Annotated in this window: 20 protein-coding genes and 1 tRNA gene; 9 read left to right on the top strand and 12 right to left on the bottom strand. The window is 44.5% G+C overall.

Annotation, left to right across the window (positions count from 1 at the left end):
* The first annotated feature begins 135 nt into the window (after positions 1-135).
* The 6 genes from ACYPWY_RS09450 (at position 136) to ACYPWY_RS09425 (ending at position 5046) form a co-directional block, all read left to right on the top strand.
* Entirely contained in the window at positions 136-1641 is a 1506-nt protein-coding gene (locus ACYPWY_RS09450; RefSeq protein WP_459685282.1) for an NAD(P)H-hydrate dehydratase, read from the top strand.
* A 120-nt stretch (positions 1642-1761) separates the two neighbouring features.
* Positions 1762-1833 (top strand) — tRNA-Glu (locus tag ACYPWY_RS09445).
* A 44-nt stretch (positions 1834-1877) separates the two neighbouring features.
* The gene (rpsT, locus tag ACYPWY_RS09440; protein WP_459685281.1) at positions 1878-2129 is read left to right on the top strand and encodes a 30S ribosomal protein S20; all 252 of its coding nucleotides are present in this window, start codon (positions 1878-1880) and stop codon (positions 2127-2129) included.
* Positions 2130-2497: 368 nt separating this feature from the next.
* Positions 2498-3211, top strand: coding sequence for a tRNA1(Val) (adenine(37)-N6)-methyltransferase (locus ACYPWY_RS09435; protein WP_459685280.1), 714 nt, complete (start codon positions 2498-2500; stop codon positions 3209-3211).
* 52 nt (positions 3212-3263) lie between these two features.
* On the top strand, positions 3264-4466 hold the full coding sequence (locus ACYPWY_RS09430) for a hypothetical protein (RefSeq protein WP_459685279.1): 1203 nt from the start codon (positions 3264-3266) through the stop codon (positions 4464-4466).
* 1 nt (position 4467) lies between these two features.
* Entirely contained in the window at positions 4468-5046 is a 579-nt protein-coding gene (locus ACYPWY_RS09425) for a C40 family peptidase (protein ID WP_459685278.1), read from the top strand.
* 47 nt (positions 5047-5093) lie between these two features.
* On the opposite strand, the gene ACYPWY_RS09420 is transcribed toward ACYPWY_RS09425, so the two are convergent.
* From ACYPWY_RS09420 to rpe, 7 genes are all read right to left on the bottom strand, one after another.
* On the bottom strand, positions 5094-5321 hold the full coding sequence (locus tag ACYPWY_RS09420) for a hypothetical protein (protein ID WP_459685277.1): 228 nt from the start codon (positions 5319-5321) through the stop codon (positions 5094-5096).
* Between the two features lie 578 nt (positions 5322-5899).
* Complete coding sequence (locus ACYPWY_RS09415) at positions 5900-8533, bottom strand: rhamnogalacturonan lyase (RefSeq protein ID WP_459685276.1); 2634 nt, start codon at positions 8531-8533, stop codon at positions 5900-5902.
* 554 nt (positions 8534-9087) lie between these two features.
* On the bottom strand, positions 9088-10473 hold the full coding sequence (gene glmM / locus ACYPWY_RS09410; protein WP_459685275.1) for a phosphoglucosamine mutase: 1386 nt from the start codon (positions 10471-10473) through the stop codon (positions 9088-9090).
* Positions 10474-10549: 76 nt separating this feature from the next.
* Positions 10550-11158 carry a DUF4827 family protein gene (locus ACYPWY_RS09405; protein WP_459685274.1) on the bottom strand — a complete coding sequence of 203 codons (609 nt, stop codon included), beginning with the start codon at positions 11156-11158 and terminating at the stop codon, positions 10550-10552.
* Positions 11159-12199, bottom strand: coding sequence for a DHH family phosphoesterase (locus tag ACYPWY_RS09400; protein ID WP_459685273.1), 1041 nt, complete (start codon positions 12197-12199; stop codon positions 11159-11161).
* Between the two features lie 43 nt (positions 12200-12242).
* Entirely contained in the window at positions 12243-14204 is a 1962-nt protein-coding gene (locus ACYPWY_RS09395; protein WP_459685272.1) for a ComEC/Rec2 family competence protein, read from the bottom strand.
* 19 nt (positions 14205-14223) lie between these two features.
* Positions 14224-14877, bottom strand: a complete 654-nt coding sequence (gene rpe, locus ACYPWY_RS09390) for a ribulose-phosphate 3-epimerase (protein ID WP_459685271.1) — start codon at positions 14875-14877, stop codon at positions 14224-14226.
* Between the two features lie 85 nt (positions 14878-14962).
* Here rpe and ACYPWY_RS09385 point away from each other — a divergent pair, with 85 nt between their 5' ends.
* The gene (locus ACYPWY_RS09385) at positions 14963-15166 is read left to right on the top strand and encodes a hypothetical protein (protein ID WP_459685270.1); all 204 of its coding nucleotides are present in this window, start codon (positions 14963-14965) and stop codon (positions 15164-15166) included.
* Positions 15167-15453: 287 nt separating this feature from the next.
* Entirely contained in the window at positions 15454-16284 is an 831-nt protein-coding gene (locus ACYPWY_RS09380; protein WP_459685269.1) for an RsiV family protein, read from the top strand.
* 86 nt (positions 16285-16370) lie between these two features.
* On the opposite strand, the gene nspC is transcribed toward ACYPWY_RS09380, so the two are convergent.
* Entirely contained in the window at positions 16371-17513 is a 1143-nt protein-coding gene (gene nspC, locus ACYPWY_RS09375; RefSeq protein ID WP_459685268.1) for a carboxynorspermidine decarboxylase, read from the bottom strand.
* 1210 nt (positions 17514-18723) lie between these two features.
* On the opposite strand from nspC, the gene ACYPWY_RS09370 reads away from it, so the two are divergent.
* Positions 18724-19533: a TrmH family RNA methyltransferase gene (locus tag ACYPWY_RS09370; RefSeq protein ID WP_459685267.1), complete on the top strand. Its 810-nt coding sequence runs from the start codon at positions 18724-18726 to the stop codon at positions 19531-19533.
* On the opposite strand, the gene mtgA is transcribed toward ACYPWY_RS09370, so the two are convergent.
* From mtgA to ACYPWY_RS09350, 4 genes are all read right to left on the bottom strand, one after another.
* The gene (gene mtgA, locus ACYPWY_RS09365; protein WP_459685266.1) at positions 19520-20209 is read right to left on the bottom strand and encodes a monofunctional biosynthetic peptidoglycan transglycosylase; all 690 of its coding nucleotides are present in this window, start codon (positions 20207-20209) and stop codon (positions 19520-19522) included. The two genes, ACYPWY_RS09370 and mtgA, sit on opposite strands and share 14 nt — an antisense overlap.
* Before the next feature lie 75 nt (positions 20210-20284).
* Complete coding sequence (locus tag ACYPWY_RS09360) at positions 20285-21283, bottom strand: FKBP-type peptidyl-prolyl cis-trans isomerase (protein ID WP_459685265.1); 999 nt, start codon at positions 21281-21283, stop codon at positions 20285-20287.
* Positions 21284-21413: 130 nt separating this feature from the next.
* A complete protein-coding gene (locus tag ACYPWY_RS09355) occupies positions 21414-21911 on the bottom strand; it encodes an OmpH/Skp family outer membrane protein (protein WP_459685264.1) in 498 nt (165 codons plus the stop codon).
* A gap of 54 nt (positions 21912-21965) precedes the next feature.
* Positions 21966-22481, bottom strand: coding sequence for an OmpH/Skp family outer membrane protein (locus tag ACYPWY_RS09350; RefSeq protein ID WP_459685263.1), 516 nt, complete (start codon positions 22479-22481; stop codon positions 21966-21968).
* Between the last annotated feature and the right edge of the window lie 7 nt (positions 22482-22488).

The raw sequence follows: 22488 nt of genomic DNA, 5'->3' as shown, positions 1-22488 counted from the left end.
AATTTTTTCATGGTTTGCCCTGTTATTACCGGCTGCGGAGTTTTTGTTTTTTATTTGTATCTTTACGGGGAAGAAGATGACAAGGTTTTTTGTAGAGACGTGGCGCGCCACGTCTCCACGCAGATAATCAAAAATATGATAAAAATATTCAACGCCGCACAAGTCCGAAAAATAGATAGCTATACCATTGAGGAAGAGGTGATTACTTCCCTTGAGTTGATGGAGCGGGCAGCAATGGCTGTGTTTGAAGAATTGCTGTATTCGCTTGTTCCCCAGCAGAAAATATATGTATTTGCGGGGCCGGGCAACAATGGCGGAGACGCTTTGGCCATCGCCCGTATGCTTTATCACTTAAAGGCTTTCGATCTGGCGGTTTATCTTGTAACAAGCGATGGCAAACTGTCGCCCGATTGCAAGGCAAATAAAGAAAGCTTGGAAAAGCTGGTCGAAGTACATGCTATCGGCAAAAGAGACGATGTACCGGCTATTCCGGCCAAAAGCGTTATTATTGACGGGCTATTTGGTTCAGGCTTGAATCGTCCGCTGGAAGGCGTATATAAAGAGGTTGTGGAAGCGATTAACAAGGCTAACGGCAGCGTATATGCCATTGATATACCTTCGGGAATGCAGATGGAGGATAACCGCGAGAACGACCCCGAGGCGATTGTAAAAGCCGGTCAGGTATTCAGTTTCCAATTCCCCAAGCTGTCGTTGCTGTTACCCGAAAATAAGGACTATTGCAACCGGTTTTCGATACTGGATATAGGTCTTTCGGCGTTGAGCATTGAAAAGGAAGAAAGCCCGTATCATTACATAGAACAAAGCGACATTGCTTCGCTGCTCGTTCCACGCAGAAAATTTTCTCATAAGGGCGATTACGGCAGGGCGTTTATTGTTGCCGGTTCGCCGGGTAAAATGGGAGCAGCTATTCTGGCGGCACGCGCCTGTTTGCGGACAGGGGTCGGCTTGTTAACGATGCATGTGCCGGCCTGCGGAATAGCCATTATGCAAGCTGTCGTACCCGAAGCCATGGTGGATGCCGAAAATGGTGAAGCAATTCCCAACAGCCTGGACAAGCACACCATTGGCATAGGGCCGGGCATAGGAACATCCGCCGAAGCAAGAAACCTGCTCCAAAGCCTTTTCAACAGCTATAAAAAGCCGATGGTAATAGATGCCGATGCCCTGAACCTGATAGCCGCCGATGAAGAGCTAAAAAAGACCATTCCTGCCGGAAGTATTCTTACGCCCCATCCGCTCGAATTCGACCGGCTGTTGGGATTTTCGTCCGCTGATGGCTACCAACGATTGCAGTCGGCACGCAATTTGGCGCAGGAGCATAGGGTTTACATGGTACTGAAAGGAGCCTATACAGCCGTTGTAACACCCCAGGGCGATGTGTATTTCAACTCATCCGGCAATCCGGGGATGGCGACCGGAGGCAGTGGCGATGTACTGACGGGGATACTCACTTCGTTGCTGGCACAGGGACATACGCCATTAGATGCCTGTTTATCGGGCGTTTATCTGCACGGATTGGCAGGCGATTTGGCGGCAGAAGATAAATCGCAGCCAAGTATGTTGCCTTCCGATGTAATAGATTATCTCGGCAAAGCCTTCCAGAAACTGGGTGCAGATTGATTCGGATATTATTTTTTTAAAAAAAGTATAGCAAATATTTGCGAATTTTGAAATATACGCTACCTTTGCATCCGCAATCGGGGTAAACAGCAACAGCAATGTTGAACAAAACCCGCAGATGGCCCATTCGTCTATCGGTTAGGACGTAAGATTTTCATTCTTGAAAGAGGGGTTCGACTCCCCTATGGGCTACAAAACGAATATTTAATAGAACAATAAAAATAAGATTAGTCGATATGGCAAATCATAAATCAGCGGAAAAAAGAATACGACAAACTCAAACCAGACGGTTGCGTAACAGGTATGTTGCTAAAACAACACGTAACGCAGTAAAAAAATTGCGTGGAATAACCGATAAAACTGAAGCTCAGAAATTATATCCTTCGGTTTGTTCCATGCTCGACAGGCTGGCAAAGAAGAACGTGATTCACAAAAACAAAGCAGGCAACTTGAAGTCGAAGTTGGCCGCTCACGTTAATTCGCTTTAATAGAGTAAATTATCAATTGTATGATATATACAGCCAAACCTTGATGGGTTTGGCTTTTTTTGCGTATGGCGCTTGCAAACCTAGGAAGAACACGAATTACGCAGATTACGCGAATTCGCGCAACTGATTTTATGAATTGACTGATTTTAAACAATATATAATTTGCGAAAATTTGCGTAATTTGCGTTCCCATGTTACAACAACGAATTGGTTGTATGTATATAATTTATTCCATAACTTGTCATTGCGGGCTCCGACCCGCAATGACAAGTTCAGAAAAGAAACTTTTGACACAGCTCCGGCGAAAATATTATTCTCATTGGCACATTATTCTCATTAAGAACTGAACTTTAAACTCATATATCCCCATGCCCAACCCGTATTTCAAATTCAAGCAGTTTACCGTATTTCACGACCGTTGCGCCATGAAAGTGGGGACGGACGGCGTATTGATTGGGGCCTGGACCAAGTTGAATGACAATGAACGGGTACTGGATGTAGGAGCAGGATCGGGTTTGGTATCGCTGATGCTGGCACAACGTAACCAAAGCATTGCCATTGACTCCATCGAAATAGAAGCAGAGGCTTCGGAGCAGGCAAACGAAAATTTTAGCCGTTCGCCATTCAAAGACAGGACAAGCTGCCGATGTATCCCGTTTCAGGATTTTGCCGGACAATGCTCCCGTAAGTACGATTTGATTATTTCCAATCCGCCGTTTTTCAGCTATTCGCTCAAATCGCCCGATGCACAACGCAGCACGGCACGGCATACCGATTCGTTACTGATTGAGGACTTCATACAGCTTTCGGCCAGCCTGTTAAGCGAAAAAGGCCGGATTTCCTTCATCTTTCCTTTTCAGGAGAAGGATTACCTTGTTTCGCTTGCCCGCAGGAATAACTTGTCTGTTTCCCGAACGACGTCCGTTTTGCCGGTTGTTGCATCATCGCCCAAAAGGCTGTTGATGGAATTATCGGCAACGCCATGCGAAACGGTTTCGGACGAATTGACGATAGAGACGGGGCGGCATGTTTACTCCCCTGCATTTACCGAATTGGTGAAAGATTTTTATTTGAATTTGTAAATCTTTCGGGAAATGCATATATTTGTTTTTTGTTGAACTAAAAAACAAGCCGATGAAAGACCTATTCCTTATTCTATTCTTGTTTACGGCATCCATACTTCATGCGCAGGATTTTCAGACAGGGTATATCATAACCAACAATAAGGATACGATTTACGGTCTGATTGATTTTCGCTCGGATAAAACAAATTCCGAAAAATGTATATTCAAATCAGGGGAAACGGCGGCGGCTCAAACCTATTTTCCACAGGATATATCGGGATACCGGTTTACCGAAAGCGGCAGGTATTACGTTTCGCACGACATTGAGATAGAAGATGTAGAGAAGAAGCTTTTCCTCGAGTTTATGGTAGAAGGCATGATGAATCTGTATTTCTACAACGATGGAACAAACCGCTATTTCTTTTTTGAGGACAAAGACGGGAAAATAACGGCAATCACCCAAAAGAAAACGGTGATAGACGATGCAAAGCGCATAGAAAAAGTCGATAATCAGTACAGAGGCATACTAAACTATACATTCTACGATTTGCCGGAAGTGGCCAAGCTGGCATACCATTCGGATTTTAATCAGGCATCCATGATAAAAATCGCCCGTAAATACCACGAAGAGACTTGCGAACCCGGGCAGGAATGCATTGTTTACGAAAATGAAAAACCCGACAAAACGTATATGAAATACCGGATTTCGGTGTATGGCGGCATCCGGTTCTTTAATTACCAATTGAGCGAATTGCCGGAATTTGGGGACATGAAATCCACCGGCCCGTCGCTTGGCGTCAGGAGTACGCTTTTCTTGCCCAGAATATCGTCATCACTGGGATTTTTATTTGACCTTTCTCTGGCGAAAATGAACATAAACGAAAAATATCAACCTCACCCGGATTGGCTTGGGAATGTTGAATATTATGTTTTTAAATACAATCCAATACTCGGATCATTCAAGTTTGGCGGCGTTTATCAGCACAAGCTCGACAAAATCGTGCTAAATGCGGAGCTAGCTTATGGTTTTTCCTACCTTTTCAAAGAAAAAGGATATGTTTACCATGAAACGTATAATAATACGACTACCACAGAGTTCCTGAATCAGAAGCCGGGCAGTGCATACTATCTGGCAGCTGGAATAGACTATCCGGTGATGAAAACCCATTTTGTATTTTTGCGTGCCACCTACGAAAACAGCGAAATGCTCTTGGCAAAGATTTCAAACAATAGATTAAAGTCGTGTGGAATTAAAGCAGGATATACTTTTTGATATGAAAAAAAGACCTGGCCTCCCCCAACCCCTCCGCAGGAGGGGAGCGCTAAAACGCCCCTCCTGCGGAGGGGTTGGGGGAGGCTTGCTGTTCCTGCTGTGTTGTTTGCTGCTCAGCTCGTGCCGGAGCCAAAAGCAGGTAGCCTACAATCCGGTGGAAGTGATACAACTTTCGCGCGAAATGGGCTTCCCTATATCAAATACCGACAAGAATATTCCGCTGTATGCCGAAGCATCGGTTTGGTTGGGCGTCCCCTATCGTTATGCCGGATTGAGCCGGAAAGGTATCGACTGTTCGGGCTTGGTGAACCGGATTTATTGGAATACCTATCGAAAGGCGGTCGCCCGTTCCACCGTTGAGCTCGATAAAACCACAAAAAACACCTCGAAAAAGAATTTACGCGCGGGCGACCTGGTATTTTTTGCCACCTCGTCGAATAACAGAAAAAAAATCAATCATGTGGGAATATACCTCAAAGACGGGTATTTTGTACATGCCTCCACTTCGCGTGGCGTGATTGTAAGCCACCTCGAAGAAGAATACTACCACCGCGCATGGAAAAGAGGAGGGCGGTTTTAATTTATCAGAAATTCGCCCGAAAAAAGAGTTTCCCGACAAAGAAGCGACTACTCGTCGTCCTCTTCGGCGTAGTCTTCATAACTATCAAGTTCGCTTTCGTAAAAATCAAGCGCCTGTTGGATAAGCCCTTCAACCCCGGTTTTGGGTTCTTTTTCCAGCCATTCTACTTCTTCGCTATCCACATCAAGGATAAAACGAGGACTTTCAGTATGTACAATAAATATATTTTCGGGATACTCCGAATTGTCGGCGACTAAAAATTTAGGGATAATCATAATGGTTGTTTTTGGTTTGGTTTTATTGGGAGCAAAGATAGTAAAAAAGTTCAAGGTTCAAAGTTCAAGGGTAAACGCATGAAAAATTTTACTGCTTATGCCTTAGTTGCTGATATAAGCAGGAGATTCCTCCCTTTGGTCGGAATGACGGTCTCCTTTTTGGGTGAGGGGATGAGGAAGTGGCGGCGAAGCCGCCACTTCCTCATCCCTTAAACCACTAACAGGCGAGTCATTCCGACCAAAGGGAGGAATCTCATTCGTAACAGTAGTACTAATTTTTTTCCGGCTGGCGCGGACATGTTGTCCGTGTCTTAGGTACCAGCAAAGTTAAACGACCAATTCGTTATTGGACACAGGCTGCAAGCCTGCACCAGCTATTTGTCGCCCCCATTCGCGGCAACGGGATACAATTTTTCTGCTAATAGACCAAACTTTTCAAATTAATATATTTTGGTCTGAACAAAATTCACACAGAATAAAACGCAGATTATCAATTATTTAATAATCTGCGTTTATCTGCGTGCCAATTCAGCTTTTGAGATAGCCCCCTCAGCAGGAGGGGGTTAGGGAGGAGGCGATTACTTCCCTATTACCTTTAAGGATTTAACGCCTTCGGTAGTCGTTACTTTTACGATGAGCGCCTTATCGGGTATTGCGGCATAATAAGAATAGCCATTGCTATTCAGGTTGGCGCTTTGGTGTAGCAATCCTCCACCAATTGAGTAAATACTCACAGCCTGAATACTTGCCTCCGGCGATTCGATACGAAGTACTCCGTCAGCATCCAGATAGGCCGACAGCGTTTTATCCGGTTTACTTGCTCCGCTCTCAATTGCCGTAGCTGTATCCTCCAGATAAGGAACTGTAATTATATTGGGTGTAGGCACATTGCCAAGTCCATCGCCAATATAGAATCCCAAATGAGGCGGCTGGTTGTAGGCCGTGTTTTGCCAAGCTATGCCCATACGGTAAACAGGGTCGTGCATCAGGGTATAAAGGCGGTAGGTGGTTGGCGTGGTGGTGGTATAAATCCTAAGTTCCGCGGGGGTCGATTTGTTATATACTATCACTTCTTCGCGCCAGTCGCCCAATATATCGGCGCTCAAACACGGATTTGCTTTTGTGGTGTTTACGCTTGATGTACCTGTAAACGTAATAAGCGTGGAGGAGGAAGTTACAGCTGCATTCCATTTTGTTATAGATAAAGCATTGCCACTTGATCCATCCATCAATTCATCCTGTAAATCACCATCCCAATAAATGCGGAAGTTTTGTGAGGGCTTACTGTTCGAGATCTTTGTTCCTTTAACATTGTAAGTGCCCGAACCGGCGGAACTCCACATTTCAAATCCGCGATGGTTGGCCGTAATATCAGCAGCCATGCCACGTCCGTTATCGGCAGTTACCGATCCGCTCCAGATAATAGCGCCCGTTTCGGCATCGTGCAATTCGTAACCATGATCAAATGCAATATCATCTTCATGCACTTCCCATACTTCCAGGCCCGGACGATCGGGGTCAAGGTCGGAAAGGTGCATGGCGTCGCCGTGTCCTAAATTTGTGCGATACATAACTGTGCCATCGTCATCAATAGCCGATGCGCCGTATATAATTTCGTCTTTGCCATCGCCGTCCACATCGGCAACGCTCAGGTTGTGGTTGCCTTGTCCGAACAATTCTTGAACATCCGCTTTGGTGTTTGTGTCATAAGCCCAACGCTTTGTCAGTGAGCCATCCCTGAAATCGTATGCTGTGAGGGCGGCGCGGGCATAATAACCGCGGCACATAACCAAACTTGGACGTACGCCATCCAAATAGGCTACACAGGCCAGGAAACGGTCAACGCGATTACCATTTGTATCTCCCCAATCGGCAACTGTTCCGCGGGCAGGTTCGTAATTCACCGTTGCCAGGTTTTCGCCTGTTGTACCTTTAAATACAGTCAGGTACTCGTTACCGGTAAGAATGTATCCATCGCTGTTCCGGTAAATATCGGTATTGTCAGCGCCGTCTTTTACATAGTTTCCTCTTCCGTCCTTGGTACCCGGAGCTGTTTTACATGCCACTTCGGCTTTTCCGTCCCCGTCAAAATCATATACCAGAAATTGGGTGTAATGAGCGCCTGCACGAATGTTGGGACCCAAGTCGATTCGCCACAATTGCGTACCGTTCATTTTATAGGCATCCAGGAAAACATTACCGGTAACTCCTGTTTGCGAGTTGTCTTTTGCATTGCTGGGATCCCATTTCACTACAATTTCGTATTCGCCGTCTCCATCCAAATCGCCCACGCTACAATCGTTAGGTGTATAAGTAATACCGGATGCAGTAGGACGGCTCATTGTGAGAGTTTTGTATAGGTTGGCCCATGGCGTAACTACCGCTGAAACATCTTTCAGCTCGTCTCCAACGTATGCTTCCACCTTGTACTGGCTGCTTGCAGTTCCACTGGCATCGGAGTAATTGGTAGCATCGGTGGTTGTTCCGGCTTTTATCAACTCTGAATCTCTATACACTTTGAAGTAGGTCAACGGATCATCTGTTCCCAGCGAACGCCAGCTTAAATATACGCCGCTGCTCACTTTCACCGCCACCAGCCCGCGATCCAGTTTTTCCATATAGCGCGTTGTGTTAGCTCCACCGGGAGTAACCTGAATTTGATACAATTTGAAATCGTCTATCCAGAAGTTATCGGCGCGATTTTCGGCTTCACGCCTCATGGATGCATATCCGCCAATTGTGGCCGTGCCGCTTGCATTGACAGTAAATACCAGCGAATGTTCGATAAACAGACTTGTGCTTGAACTTGTTCCGTTGGTTTTAAATTCGCCCAGACCACCGTTGACAAAAAGTCCATTTTTTGCTTCCCAGCGTCCATAACATTTATGAGCTACCAATTTGTATTGGCCGGGCTCTAATCCCGTAATGGTTTGGTAAACTCTACATTCGGTAGTGAATTGCGGCCCATAACTGAGATTGAAATTTACCGACTTGGAACCCGATTTCCCTTTGCCGCTTACAATAAGAGGGGTCATCGTGGCGCCACCTGTAAATACGCCATCTTGTACTGTCCAGCCGTTCAGATCATCTTCAAAGCTGGGGTTTGCGATTTTGTCTGTTACATCCACCAAACTGGTGTTTGCACTAACATTTGTGCTAAGAAGCACAGAATAAATAGCCAATACGGCCATTCGGAGTAAAGTTTTTTTCATGAAGTCAATGTGTAAAGGTTAATGATAAATACTATTTCTACAACCATCCATGATGGTTATTTCCGGCTCAAATGTAGAGACAATTTCCTTTCCGAAAAATGTATTTTTATACAATAACCTAGAAATCAGTTCAGATGTAAAAATTTCGGATAAATTCGTTGTGTGTCGCCCCCATTCGCGGTAGCGGGCGTATGCCATACACACATGTCCACTAAAAAAAATTAAGATTTAATTGAGTGTCATTTTGATAGCCGTTAGGTAAGGCTGAAAGCCTTTAAGCCTTAACATGTAGTTATGCAACAAACACTAAAGCATACGGTTAATAAAGCGCCGTCTCTGCGGGGAATAAACACAGGGGGTTGCCGGTGAGTCTTCAAAAGCCTGTCATCCCGTGCTTGACACGGAATCTCCTGGCAAAGCCTCAAAACTTGTGCCTTGCTTAGGGGATTGCGGGTCGGAGCTAGCAATTGGAGCGGAGCGTAAATCGGCCTGAGCCAATGACAATCTAAGAAAAAATACTTTTGACACAGCCTCTTGGCTTTGCCGACGACTATTTATTTCGCCAGCGACTTTATCACATCAATAATCTCGGCGCCGAGTTTTTCGGCATCGCTCATCGTGGAGGCTTCCGAGTAGATTCTGATGATGGGCTCGGTATTCGATTTGCGGAGATGCACCCATTTTTCGGGGAAATCTATCTTAACGCCATCTATATCGGTTACGTCCTGCGAACTGAATTTTTCTTTAACAGCCGCCAGTATTGCGTCCACGTCGATGTCGGGTGTCAATTCTATTTTTTGTTTGGCTATGTAATATTGCGGGTAAGTTGCGCGCAATTGGCTTACGGTTTTCTTTTCATTCGCCAAATGTGTCAGAAACAGGGCGATACCAACCAATGCATCGCGTCCGTAGTGGCTTTCGGGGTAGATGACTCCCCCATTGCCTTCGCCGCCGATGATGGCATTTTTTTCTTTCATTTTGGCCGTAACGTTTACTTCGCCAACGGCAGCCGCGTAATATTCCTTTCCGTATTTTCGGGTTACATCGCGCAAAGCCCTGCTCGAGCTGAGGTTTGAAACGGTTGCGCCCGGCGTATGTTTCAGTACATAGTCGGCAACGGCAACCAGCGTATATTCTTCGCCGAACATCGCCCCATCTTCACACACAACAGCCAAGCGATCGACATCGGGATCGACTACAAAGCCCACATCTGCTGTTTGCTTTTTGATGGTTGCCGATATTTCGGTCAGGTGTTCGGGAAGTGGTTCCGGGTTATGAGGGAAGTGGCCGTTGGGTTCGCAATACAGCTCAATGGTATTCTGCACGCCCAGCGCTTTTAGGAGCTTGGGAATAACAATGCCGCCAACCGAGTTTACACAGTCAATCGCCACCTTGAAATTCGCCGATTTTATGGCATCAACATCCACCAGTTTCAAATCCAAGACCGATTGTATATGCTTGTCGGTGTAATCTTTCTTTGTTTCTTTGCCCAGGTGGTCAACATCGGCATAAACAAAATCGGCTGCTTCGGCATTCCTCAACACTTCAGCGCCTTCTTCGGCATTCAGGAATTCGCCTTTTTCGTTGAGCAGTTTCAATGCGTTCCATTGTTTGGGGTTGTGGCTGGCTGTGAGGATAATACCACCGCAAGCCTTCTCGTAAACAACAGCCAGTTCGGTAGTTGGAGTGGTGGCCAATCCAATGTTAACAACATCAAAGCCCATACCCATCAGCGTGCCGACAATCACATTTTCCATCATGGGACCCGATATGCGCGCATCGCGACCAACAACAATCTTAGGTTCTTTTACTGTGGTTGTTTTTTTGATAAATGTAGCATAAGCCGAAACAAATTTTACGGCATCCAAGGGGTTTAATCCATCACCGGCTTTTCCGCCGATAGTTCCCCGTATTCCCGAAATTGATTTTATTAGTGTCATATTTCTTAATTAGCAGCCCCACCACCCCCCGTAGGGAGGATTTGGAGCCTCCCCTGTGGGGAGGTTGGAGGAGCTTTTATTCTCCTTGTTCTTTCTGAAAATCGTAAAATAAATACCCGAAGTAAACCGGTTCGTAAGATGTTTGCTGAAGCCCCGATCCGTTTTTGAAAGGAACAATCAGCTGAACAATGGCGCTATCGCCAACAAACTTGAGCGGAGCAACCATCCCCGGCGATTTATAGAGGTAATTCGAAACGGTAATATTACCGGTCAGCGAATAGTCGATATAGGTGGAGGCATCGCCGTAGGTGAAGTAGAGGTAATCCTGATAGGCCACTCCATCGCTGTTTGTATCGGTCAGATCGGCATCGGTGGGGTTGGAGATGAGGCTTCCGGTTTCCTTAAAGCGAACATATACTTTCCGTCCGGTGGTGGCTCTTCGTCCGTTTCCCGAATCAACAACGTGCAGGTAAATGCCGGAATTAGGGTCCAGAAAAAACTCTCTTTCCCCAAAAACGCCATTTTCGGGATATTGCTTGATGACCTGTATCCCTCTTCTATCTATAAAGTTGTTGATTGCTTTCCGTTCTTTTTTTAGCTTATCGGCGTATGTTTCGCTGTGGCTGCACGACAGCGCCAAAGAAACACAGGCTATAATGAGTGTAAATCCAACTATCTTTTTCATTCAACTAATTTTTTGTTGTTTTAATTGGTTAATATATTCGGGTAATGCTTTTTCAAAAATGCTGATTGCGTCGTCGAGCGAACCGTAATATTCGCCCCCTGAGGCATTGAGATGCCCTCCACCGTTGAAATACTGAGAGGCAAATGCATTGCAGGGGAAACTGCCGGATGAACGGAACGAGATTTTTATCAGACCATCGTCTTCGCGCATAAAAACCGAGAACACGATGTGCTGAATACTCAATGGAATATTCACAAAGCCTTCGGTATCGCCTTTTTTGGCGTTATAGGACGACTGTTCTTCTTTGCGGAGCCACATAAAGGCCGTATTAAACCCGGGATATACCTTCATCCTTTCGGAGAGGATAAAGCCCAGCATCCGAAAGCGATCGGCGGAATAATTGTGATATACACGGGCATATATCTGGTCTTTATCAATTCCTTTTCGGAGCAGCTGACCAATGATATAGTATATTTCTTCGTTATTGGAGTTGTAGGTGAAACCTCCGGTATCGGTCATCATACCGGCATAAATGGCTTCGGCGCCCTCGCGGCTAATGGCGTCAAAATCGCCCATCCTGCAAATCAACCGGAAGATAAGTTCGCTAGTCGAAGATATTTGGGGATAGGATATGGTAACATCACAAAAATCAGCCGGGTCGGGATGATGATCTATCAGTACTTTTTTCGCCTTAGCGTTTTCTACCAGGTTACCAAGCCCCGAAATTCGTTTGAGGACATTAAAATCCAGGCAGAAAATAAGTTCTGCATCCTCAATCAGTTTCTTCGCATAATCGGGATATTTCTCAAAATTAAGAATGTCCTTCGCGTCCTTCATCCATTTCAGGAAATCGGGAAACGAATTGGGCGTGATAATCGTAACCTCGCTACCCAAGTCGTTCAGGTAATGGAATAATCCGAGGGAAGACCCAATGGCATCGCCGTCGGGCGAAACATGTGTAACGATAACAATCTTGTCGTACTTGTCGAGTAAGTCGGCTACTCTGGAAATCTTCTCCTGGGCTATTATTTTAGAAATCATCGCTTTATATACACGTATCGGTTATATTATCTTGGCAAAAGTACTAAAAATTTATCCGAAAAATGCCTTTTCGCGACATATCGTAATAAGGTATTTTCAATTTTTCGCATTCTTTCGTTATCCGCCTCCTGTTTTTTGTTGATAATGAGCTATCTATAATCACCGATTGGATGTAAAAGGTTTGAGTTAAAGAATACAAAGAAATTGAATTGCCGTTAACAATGTGCAGATAATCCAGTGGGTATCTCTCAGCGGTTTGCTTTTCGTCCCATTCGTCCGAAACGAGGGATAAAAAGCGTTTCCCTTTTAAGTCGATTAGTTTATTTGTCGTTATGCTGTTGATGGTATGTGAAACCATTCCGGTGTTCCAAGCAATGACGGGTAGCTTGTCTTTTTGATAAATAGTCAACTCATTTTGCTTAAAGACAGCCGATTCGCCTAAATGCAACAGGCATATAAGCAAAACAAAACTCAAAGCGCAGATAAATAATTTGGCTTGTTTGTGCATCAAAAACAGCGATATGCTCAGGATGACAGCAATCAGCAAGGCCGCATCCGTAAACGATAATTTTATGTCCTCAATCAGTGCAAACGGAAGTTGCTCGAAAAACCGGACAAGACTTGTCATAAGGGAGATTACCAACTTCAGGAAGCTAACAGGCAGGTAATAAATGTAGCCGGAGAAAGCCGGTAAAGCGCTCGCTATTAATGCCGCTGCCGATAAGCATATCGCGCCGTAAAACAAAACGGAGACCAAGGGTACCACCAACAGATTGGTGATGAAGAAGTAGCTGGGGAACGTGCCGAAATAGTAGAGACAAACGGGAAAAGCGCCAATTTGTGCCGCAATGGACAAGGTGAAAAGCTCCCAGCCTTTTCGGATGTAGTTGTTTTTCGGGCTAAGCAAGCCGGATAAAACAGGTTGGAAAAAGCGGATTGACAATACGGCGGCAAAGCTCAATTGAAATCCGGCATCGAACAAGGAAAAAGGATTGACTAAGAGCATGAAAAAAGCGGCCAGCGATATGTTGTTGTAGCTAAGCCCTTTTCTGCCGAAGATAGTTGCAACGCAAAATATAGTCAGCATAATGGACGCCCGGATGACGGAGGGCGAAAAACCCGTAACAAATGCATAGCACCACAGCAGGACGATAATAGGCAGCTGCAACGTCCGGTAATGTTTCCCCGAACGGACAAACAAGGCAAACAGAGAGAGAATAACCCCGTAGATAATACCCACATGCATTCCGCTTACAGCCAGTACGTGGGCGGTTCCGGTTGCGCGAAAAGCTTGTTTCAGGTCGGCGGAAAGCACATCCTTGTATCCGAGCGTTAGGGCCGAGAGGATGGCATATTCTTCATCATCCAGTTTCAGGCTTTGATAAAATTCCAGCATAGATTGCCGGCATTGTAGAGCGAACGACAAAACCGAAAAAGGCTTGCGCCCTGTCGATTCCCAGTCGTCCGAATATAAATAGAGGGTTCCCGCGAAGCCTTTGTTATACATATAACGGGGATAGTCGAAGTCGTTCGGGTTGCCGAAATGCTTGAATGGCTGTATTTTACCCGAAAAACTGATTTCTTCGCCAACAGTCAGTTTATTGCTTCGGATGCCGGGTTGCAGGTAGCAAACTATTTTTTTATCCGACCCGTTGAGCTGCAGATTGCAAGCGATTGATTTAGGCTTGACTTGTGGAATATCGGCTACTACGCCCGTGTATTGGGCTTTAGCTTCAGGAAAAGTGAAGGCCGATTGCGCCTGCCTGAGAGAGGTTGAGATGAGCCCGATTGAAAAGAGAAAAAAATAACAGCCGACGCCAAATAACCAGCGCCATTTGTAGTGCTCGCGCGGACGAATAAAAAACGAAAAGGCCATGAGTACAAGCCCCAGAAACAGGAAAGGAAAAGCCCAATTTTGCGAACAAAAAAAGTACTGGGAAACGATTCCCGCTAACAGGGGCAGCAATAAACGGAGAAAAGGCAGCCTTGCCAAAGCATTTTGCATACACCGCAGTTTATCGGAGTTACCGGATGCTTTTCAGTTTATGTATCATCTCCTTTGGTTGTGCATTGGCAAAAATGGCGTTTCCGGCTACCAGTACGTCTGCGCCTGCATCAAGCAGCAATTTTCCGGTTTCGAGGTTTACGCCGCCATCCACTTCAATTAAGGTAGGGAGGTTCCTCCTCAGAATCATCTCCTTCAACTCGCGGACTTTTGTAACCGACCGGGGGATAAATTTTTGTCCGCCAAAGCCCGGATTCACCGACATAACCAGCACCATGTCCACATCCTGAAGAATATCATCGAGCAGAGAGACGGGAGTATGCGGGTTGAGCGTTACTCCGGCCTTCATTCCGGCTTCGTGTATAGCGCCGATTGTCCGGTGCAAGTGGGGACTTGCTTCGTAATGAACATTCATCATATAAGCGCCGGATTCTTTTACCTGCGCAATAAATTTTTCCGGCTGAACAATCATTAAATGAACGTCGAGCGGTTTTTTGGCCACGGTTTTTAGCCGGTCTAAAACAGGAAAACCAAACGAGATATTCGGAACAAAGACGCCGTCCATTACATCGCAATGTATCCAGTCGGCTTCGCTCTCGTTGATAAGATTGATTTCCGATTCTAAATTTAAGAAATCAGCAGTTAATATGGATGGAGCTATTTTATGATTCATCTTTTATCGGCTTTATTTGTATAACAAATATAGGGAATAAAAATGAGAAACGAAAAACGAATCAGCAAATTAATCAGGGCAAACCTTGAAAAATTTTACTAGCACTATTACGGATGAGATTCCTCCCTTTGGTTGGAATGACTCGCCTGTTAGTGGTTTAAGGGATGAGGAAGCGGCGGCTTCGCCGCCGCTTCCTCATCCTCTCTCCCAAAAAGGAGACAGTCATTCCGACCAAAGGGAGGAATCTCCTGCTCATATCAGCAACTTTACCGAAAGGCATAAGCAGTAACTTTTTTCATGCATTTGCCTTGGTATATTAAAGCTAATTATCAATTCACATAAACCCCATTAATGGGAGAAGGCAGCGATTTCTCGATACAATACGCCCTCGCAAACATTTTCAGGAAGCAGATTGCTTTTTCCGAGGCTTTAGTTTCTTTTTTATTGATAATTCTATTATCTTTGAGTGTAGAGTTATTGCTCATAGGCTTTAAATTAAATTGTTTATCATTCAAACGATTAATTTATATTTTTATTGTTCTTATTGTATTTAATATTTACCTAATTTGTTGTGCAATGAAAAATTTTGTGGTGTTTTTATTTTTGTTCTTCTTTTTGCTTTCGTGTACCGAACCTGTAAAGAAAGAGAGCTTGGCTTTTGATACCCTGAAAGTTGATAAAAAGATTTTTGCATCTAACGATTCTACCAAGCCGTACATGAAATTAAAGCTCGAATTCACTTATCCGGTGGCATATTGTAACGATAGCTTGCTGAACAAGTTACAGAATTTGTTTGTATTGGCTTTTGCAGGTGAAGACTATGCCGGACGTAGCCCGAAGGGAGCCTTTGAACTTTTTGAAAAGCAGCTGACGGATGAATCCCTGGAGATGGCCTCCGAATTAGACGGAGATATGGCGCTATTGCTCAAGACGAAACAATCCCTACCCCTGATGACCTCCGAATTGGACGGAGATATGGCGGACTTCGCAAACTATTATCAAACTGTGAAAACGGCGGTAGTGGATTCGATAGACAGTATTCTGACGGTGCAGACCTTAACAGAAAGTTATATGGGTGGCGCCCACGGGTCGCACAATGTGCGGATTTACAACATTGATTTGAGGAATGCCACCTTGCTTGACGAATCCAATTTTTTCAAACCCAACTCAACAGCCAAATTGAAATCGCTTATTCTGGAAGCGTTGAATTTGGAATACGGCGACCGGATTGACGAGGTACTCTTCGATAAAGACGACGTGCAACCCAACGGAAATTTCTACCTGAATAAGGACGAGCTGGTTTATATTTACAACGAATACGAGATTGCCCCCTACTCGGAAGGCACAATTGAAGTAAGCATTCCGATGGAGAAAGTGAGCCCCCTAATCCCCCGTAGGGGGAACTAAAAGCCTCCCAAAAACTTTTACCTTTTCCTTTCTCCTTTTGGAGAAAGTCCCCGAAGGGGGATAGAGGCTGGGAGGTTGGAGAGGCTTTAGCTCATCCTGTTTTTATAATCCGGGTAATCGAATTCTCTGTATATTTCGAGCTTATTGTCTTTTGTCCAGAGGGCAATTGCAGGGTGGGGTATGCCGTTGAACATCGTTGTTTTTACGATTGTGTAGTGTATCATGTCCTCAAAAACAATCCTGTCGCCAATTTGTAAGGGTTCGTCAAACGACCAGTCGCCGATAAAATCACCACTCAGGCAACTGTTTCCACCCATGCGGTAGCTGGGTTTACCGGGTACCGATTCGTGGTAAGCGCCCTGTATATGTGGTTTGTAGGGCATTTCGAGGCAATCGGGCGCATGGCAGGCAAAAGATACATCCAGTATAGCTGTTTTTATGCCCCTGTTTTCCACAATATCCACTACCCTCGAAACAAGTACTCCGGTTTCCCAGGCAAAAGCACTACCCGGTTCCATAATAATTTCGAGCTGAGGATACTTCGCTCTGAACGATTCGAACAAAGCTATCAGGTGTTCGATGTTGTAGTCTTTTCGCGTCATTAAGTGTCCGCCGCCCATATTCAGCCATTTTACTTTGCCAAGCAAATGCCCGAACTTTTCTTCAACATGCTGGAGCGTTTTCTCCAAATCGTACGAGGACGATTCGCAGAGGGTGTGAAAATGCAAACCTTCGACACCTTCCGGCAAATCCGCTTGCAAGTGTTCGTTGGTAATTCCCAGGCGCGACCCGGGGATAGCCGGATTGTAGAGGTCGGTTTTCACTTCCGAATATTCGGGATTTATTCTTAATCCACACGACACCTTGTTTCCTCCCGCAACCACCAGCGGATAAAAACGCCTGAACTGGGAGAGCGAATTGAATGTTATATGGCTGCTGTATTTCAGAAATACGGGGAAATTCTCTTCGGTGTAGGCTGGCGAAAAAGTATGAGCCGGGCTTCCCATTTCTTCATAAGCCAATTGGGCTTCGTATATCGAACTGGCGGTTGAATACGGAATATATTCGCGGATAATGGGAAAAGATTTCCATACGGCAAAAGCTTTAAATGCCAGTATGATATTGACTTTAGCCCGTTCCTTTACCGACCTGATAAGAGCCAGGTTCTCCCTCAGCAGGCTTTCGTCCATAACGTAGCAGGGCGAAGGTATTTGATGGATTTCGATCATAATGCGTTGATTTTCCCGCCAAAGGTATTAAGAATCTGTTTAAAATTTTAGTCAATGAAGTATTTTGATGAAAAAAGTATATTTTTTCAAATTTATTCGCCTGTATATAAATTGAAAAGTTTCATGTATATTTGTATGAAAGAGCGATTCGTCAATATTAGTTCATTATGAGGAAATATAGAATTCTGTTAAGCGCCCTGTTCGTCGCTGGAATGGTAGCAACTGTGAATTATTTAATTGAGGGACATACCGATAAAAAATCCCTGATTAAATTCATTTTGTCGTTTTTATTTACTGCTTTATTTTTTTCATTAATCATGCCTAATAAAAAACAAAGCTGATTATAGCTCACCAGCAAAACTGTGTTTAGGCAATAATCTAAACAGAAAGAATTTTATTCGCCCTCTTACGCTCCGCACAATGACGGTACGTTAGATTTTGAAAGCCCGTTTCCCCTGTTCCTAACGGAACAGGGGAAACATGATTTACGAATTGATGGTCAAATTTCCCTGCCAAGCCACGCATGGAGGCGACACTTATTTTTACGACAATTGTCCGTAGGACATCCATATCAATAGAAAAATAGCATTCCGATTCGCCATTTTCCCCGTAGGGGATACACCAATGAGCAGGTGAATGTCCTACGGACAATTTATGAGGGAGATTAGGCTGTTTTCTATTGATATGTAAGCCCGATGGGCTATGATTTCGAGGGTTAAACACAGGGGTTTGCTGGTGAGCCCTGATTATGAAAGAAAAAAGAGACTGTTCAATCACTTAAATAGTCTCTTTCTTCTTCATGTTTAACTAATAAATAATATATTAATGACAACCAACTTCCGGCAGGCGCCCTGCGAAAGAGTTGAACTTATAAATTAAACAACAAGACGATTAATAATGTTCTATATTTAACATTTTTATGCGAAATTGGTTAATGTCGGGGCAATCCCTTTCGGTTGCCCAACGAAGAATGTGTAGGGGGTGTATCGAATACGCCCCTACGATACAATCATGTAAATCCTATTAATCATATTAAAATCATGGTTCAGACAATTGGCCAGAAGATTGCGGGTCGGAGCCCGCAATGACAGCAAGATTGACATATTAGTCTCATTGGCACATTATTCTCATTATTCTCATCACCCACATTCGTCAACTCATAACTTTTTTACTACTTTTGGGAAACAGTTTATAAATTGTACGGAACACAATGGAAACAATCAGCAGTCTGCAAAACCCTAAGATTAAGAATATAACCAAGTTAGCTAAGAATAAAGAGCGGAAACAACAGAACTTGTTCATTATAGAAGGTGGACGGGAGTTGTCGCTTGCTTTGGTCGGCGATTACAGCATACAGGCGGTGTTTATCTGCCCCGAGCTGTTTGCCTCGACCGATTACCCGGAGGTGCTGGACACGCTGCCCGATTCAATTAAACAGGAAGTGAGTGAAAGCGTTTTTCAAAAAATTGCCTACCGCGAAGGTTCCGATGGCTTACTAGCTCTGGCCAGACCTAAAAACCATTCGTTAAGCGACTTGCATTTATCCGATAATCCCTTCATCATTGTGTTGGAGGCGGTTGAGAAACCGGGGAATTTAGGCGCTATTTTGCGTACTGCCGACGCCGCTGCTGCCGACGCCGTAATAATATGCGACCCCTTGGCCGACTTGTACAACCCGAATACCATCCGCTCGAGTGTGGGATGCTTGTTTACCGTGCAAACGGCTGTGTGCCCGTCGGAGGAGGCTTTGCGCTGGCTTCGGGCAAATAATATACGCAGTTTTGCCGCCGAGCTGCAAGCCTCAAGCTGGTATCAGGATACCGATTTCAAACAACCGGCGGCTATCGTCATGGGGACGGAAGCAGACGGGCTAACCGCTTTTTGGCTGGAAAATGCCGATACCCGAATAAAAATACCGATGAGGGGCCGGATAGACTCGTTGAATGTGTCTGTTTCTACGGCAATCCTCACTTTTGAGGCCATGCGGCAACGAGGATTTCAGGCAACTAGTCGAACTTAACAGGCTTTATTTTCCCCATCAGCGAAATAATCTGCCCTTTTCGTTTTTGCATATACTTGGAGGGTTTCCCCGAATTGAATTTTCGGGGGTTGGGCAAACTGGCCGCAATCAGGGCGCATTCGTCCCGCGAAAGCTTTTTTGCCGATTTGTGGAAATGATTTTGCGCCACGGCCTCCGCGCCATAAATACCATCGCCCATTTCTATGGAGTTGAGATACACCTCCATGATGCGCTCCTTGCCCCAAACAAATTCGATAAGCGCCGTATAATAGGCTTCCAATCCTTTTCGGATGTATGATTTCCCCGGCCATAGAAAGGCATTCTTGGCGGTTTGCTGGCTGATTGTGCTTGCTCCGCGTTGGCGTTTACCTTCTTCTGCTTCCTTTCGCGCTTTTTCGATTTGCTCGAAATCGAATCCCTGATGATCGAGGAATAAATTATCTTCCGATGCCACTACTGCTGCGGGCAGTTTGTCAGAAATTTCATCGAGGGGCGCCCAGTTGTGTTCCCAAGTGATGCTTTTTCCGTCAGCCAATTGTTCCACACTGCGTATAAGCATCAAAGGCGTAAAATACACCGGCACAAATTTGAATATCAGCGCCTGCAAGATGCTGATAACAAAAAATGCAATGACGATGTTACGCAGCCATTTGAGTATTTTTTTACCTGCTTTCATTTCCGCACGCCAACGCCAAGAGAATGACGCTCAATAAAAGCATCAAAACCTTATCTCCGACCATCTTAACTTTCTTTATTCGATGCCAAGAAGCTCTACTTCAAAAATCAAGTCCGAGAAAGGTTTGATTTTATCGCCTGCTCCAGTTGCTCCATAGCCCAAATTGTAGGGAATGAATACGATCCATTTCGAGCCTACGGGCATCAATTGCAACACTTCTGTCCATCCTTTAATAACCTGTCCTACGCCAAATATGGCCGGTTCGCCTCTGTCGATGCTGCTATCAAATACTGTTCCGTCGAGAAGCGTGCCTTTGTAGTGTACTTTAACCCTGTCGTTGATGGTAGGTTTTGCGCCGGTTCCTTCCTTTACTATCTGGTATTGAAGTCCGTCCGGCAGCGTAGTTACGCCGGGCCGGGCTTTGTTTCCCTGAAAAAACTGTTCGCCTTTTGCTATTTCATCGGCGTATTGCAGTTTAAGCTTCTCCGCTTTTTCCTCATTCAGTTTTTCTTGTGCGGCAGCCATCTTTTTTTCGACAAAGTTGAAAGAGTCATCCATGAGCAATTTCTGATTCTTCAACGCGCTGATTAATCCCAAAAGCACCAAATCGTTGTTGATTTCGTTCTTTTTGTCATCGCCATACAATTGAGCCGAAAAAGAAGGAATCATTTTGGTCAACTGGCTACCAATTGAAGTTCCTTCAAAGTAAGCCGAGTTGTTGTCTTTTGCTTTGAAGCGGGCGGTGATTCCATCGGCAAACAGCGCAATATTTTTGGTATTTACCTTGTTTATCGAATCCAATTTGAAGTTTAGTTCTTTTTCCAGTTTGGCTTTTTGGGCCGGGCTGGTTTCCGCTGCTATATTGGCGTTGTATGTAGCACGGATGCCTGTGGTATCGGCAATTACGCCAAGTTGAGAGATGTATTGGTTCAGTCCCTGTTGTGCTAAACCTATTCCATAAGCATACGAAATGGAATCTATCTCCGTCTTGATGGAGAGGTTTTTGTTGGACTTCTGAGAAAAAAGATTTCCGCAAAGAACAGCGAAAATTGCGATAAGGAATATTTTCTTCATTATGTAATATGTTTAATTATAAAATACTGTGCAAAAGTAATAAAAAGCCCCAATACTGAATAGGGTTGAAAAAAATCAGCTCATTATTCGACCGATGAGCTGATTTTTCATATCATTCTTTTTTCAGGATTTATTTTATTCCCAATTTAGCTTTTACAAAATTACCGGCATTCACCGCATTGGGATTGACGTACATAATAGCCGCAGCATCAATAATGTAGGTGTATCCTTGTTCGGCGCCTACCTCCTGCACTGCTTTCTGAAACTTTTGTTGAAGCGGCGTTAAGAGTTGCCCCCGTAGCTCTTCCAATTCTTTAGAACTGTTTTGAGCATAAGTTTCGTACCTTTCCTGCAATTGTTCCAGCACTTTCTGGCGGTCGAGCGCAAGACTTTGTGTTATAGAATCTGTCGAATTCTGAAACTTTTGTATAGTGCTGTTGTATTCTGCCTCTATCGCAGCAATATTCTTTTTAATTTCCTCCTGCCTTGTAGCCAGTTTTGTTTCAACATCCTTGAGCTCGGGCATTTGTGTAAACACTTCGTTTGTAATAATGTAAGCCAGTTTTTCTTGGGCAGAAATGCTTACCGGGGCTATAACAACCAAAAAGATAATGAGTTTTTTCAACATAACGTTTTTCTATTTTTTATTATTTGTTTCTAAATTCAGGGCAAAAGTAGGTATTTATTTTGAATATCCTAGCTTTGCGAGCACCTCATTGCTAATATCAATCTTGGGAGATGCAAAAATAACGCTTGAGGCCGAGGCTCTATCGAGTATCAACTGGTAGCCTTTGAGGTTTGAAATCTCTTTTACGGCATTGTATATTTCGTCCTGAATGGGTTTGATAAGTGTTTCCCTCCGTTTGAAGAGTTCGCCCTCGGCGCCAAAATACTTCCGCCTCAATTCCTGAACGGCTTTTTCTTTTTCTACTATTTCGGTTTCCTTTTTTGTTTTTTGTTCTGCCGACAAAAAGACCTGTTCCGATTGATAGGTTTTGTACAGGTTCTGAATTTCCTGCTGCGCCTTATCTACTTCTGCCTGCCATCTTTTCGATAAAACGTCTAATTGTTCATTTGCAGTTTCGTATGTACTTATATTCTTTAAAATATATTCCATGTCTATTAATGCAAATTTCTGAGCGTAACTGCTCGCTGTGAAAGCGATGAATAAACCGGTTAATAAAATAATCTTTTTCATAATTCCA

The sequence above is a fragment of the Viscerimonas tarda genome, assembly GCF_054601255.1.
The sequence above is the reverse complement of the archived record's forward strand: the minus strand, read 5'-3'. Positions and strand labels throughout refer to the sequence as shown.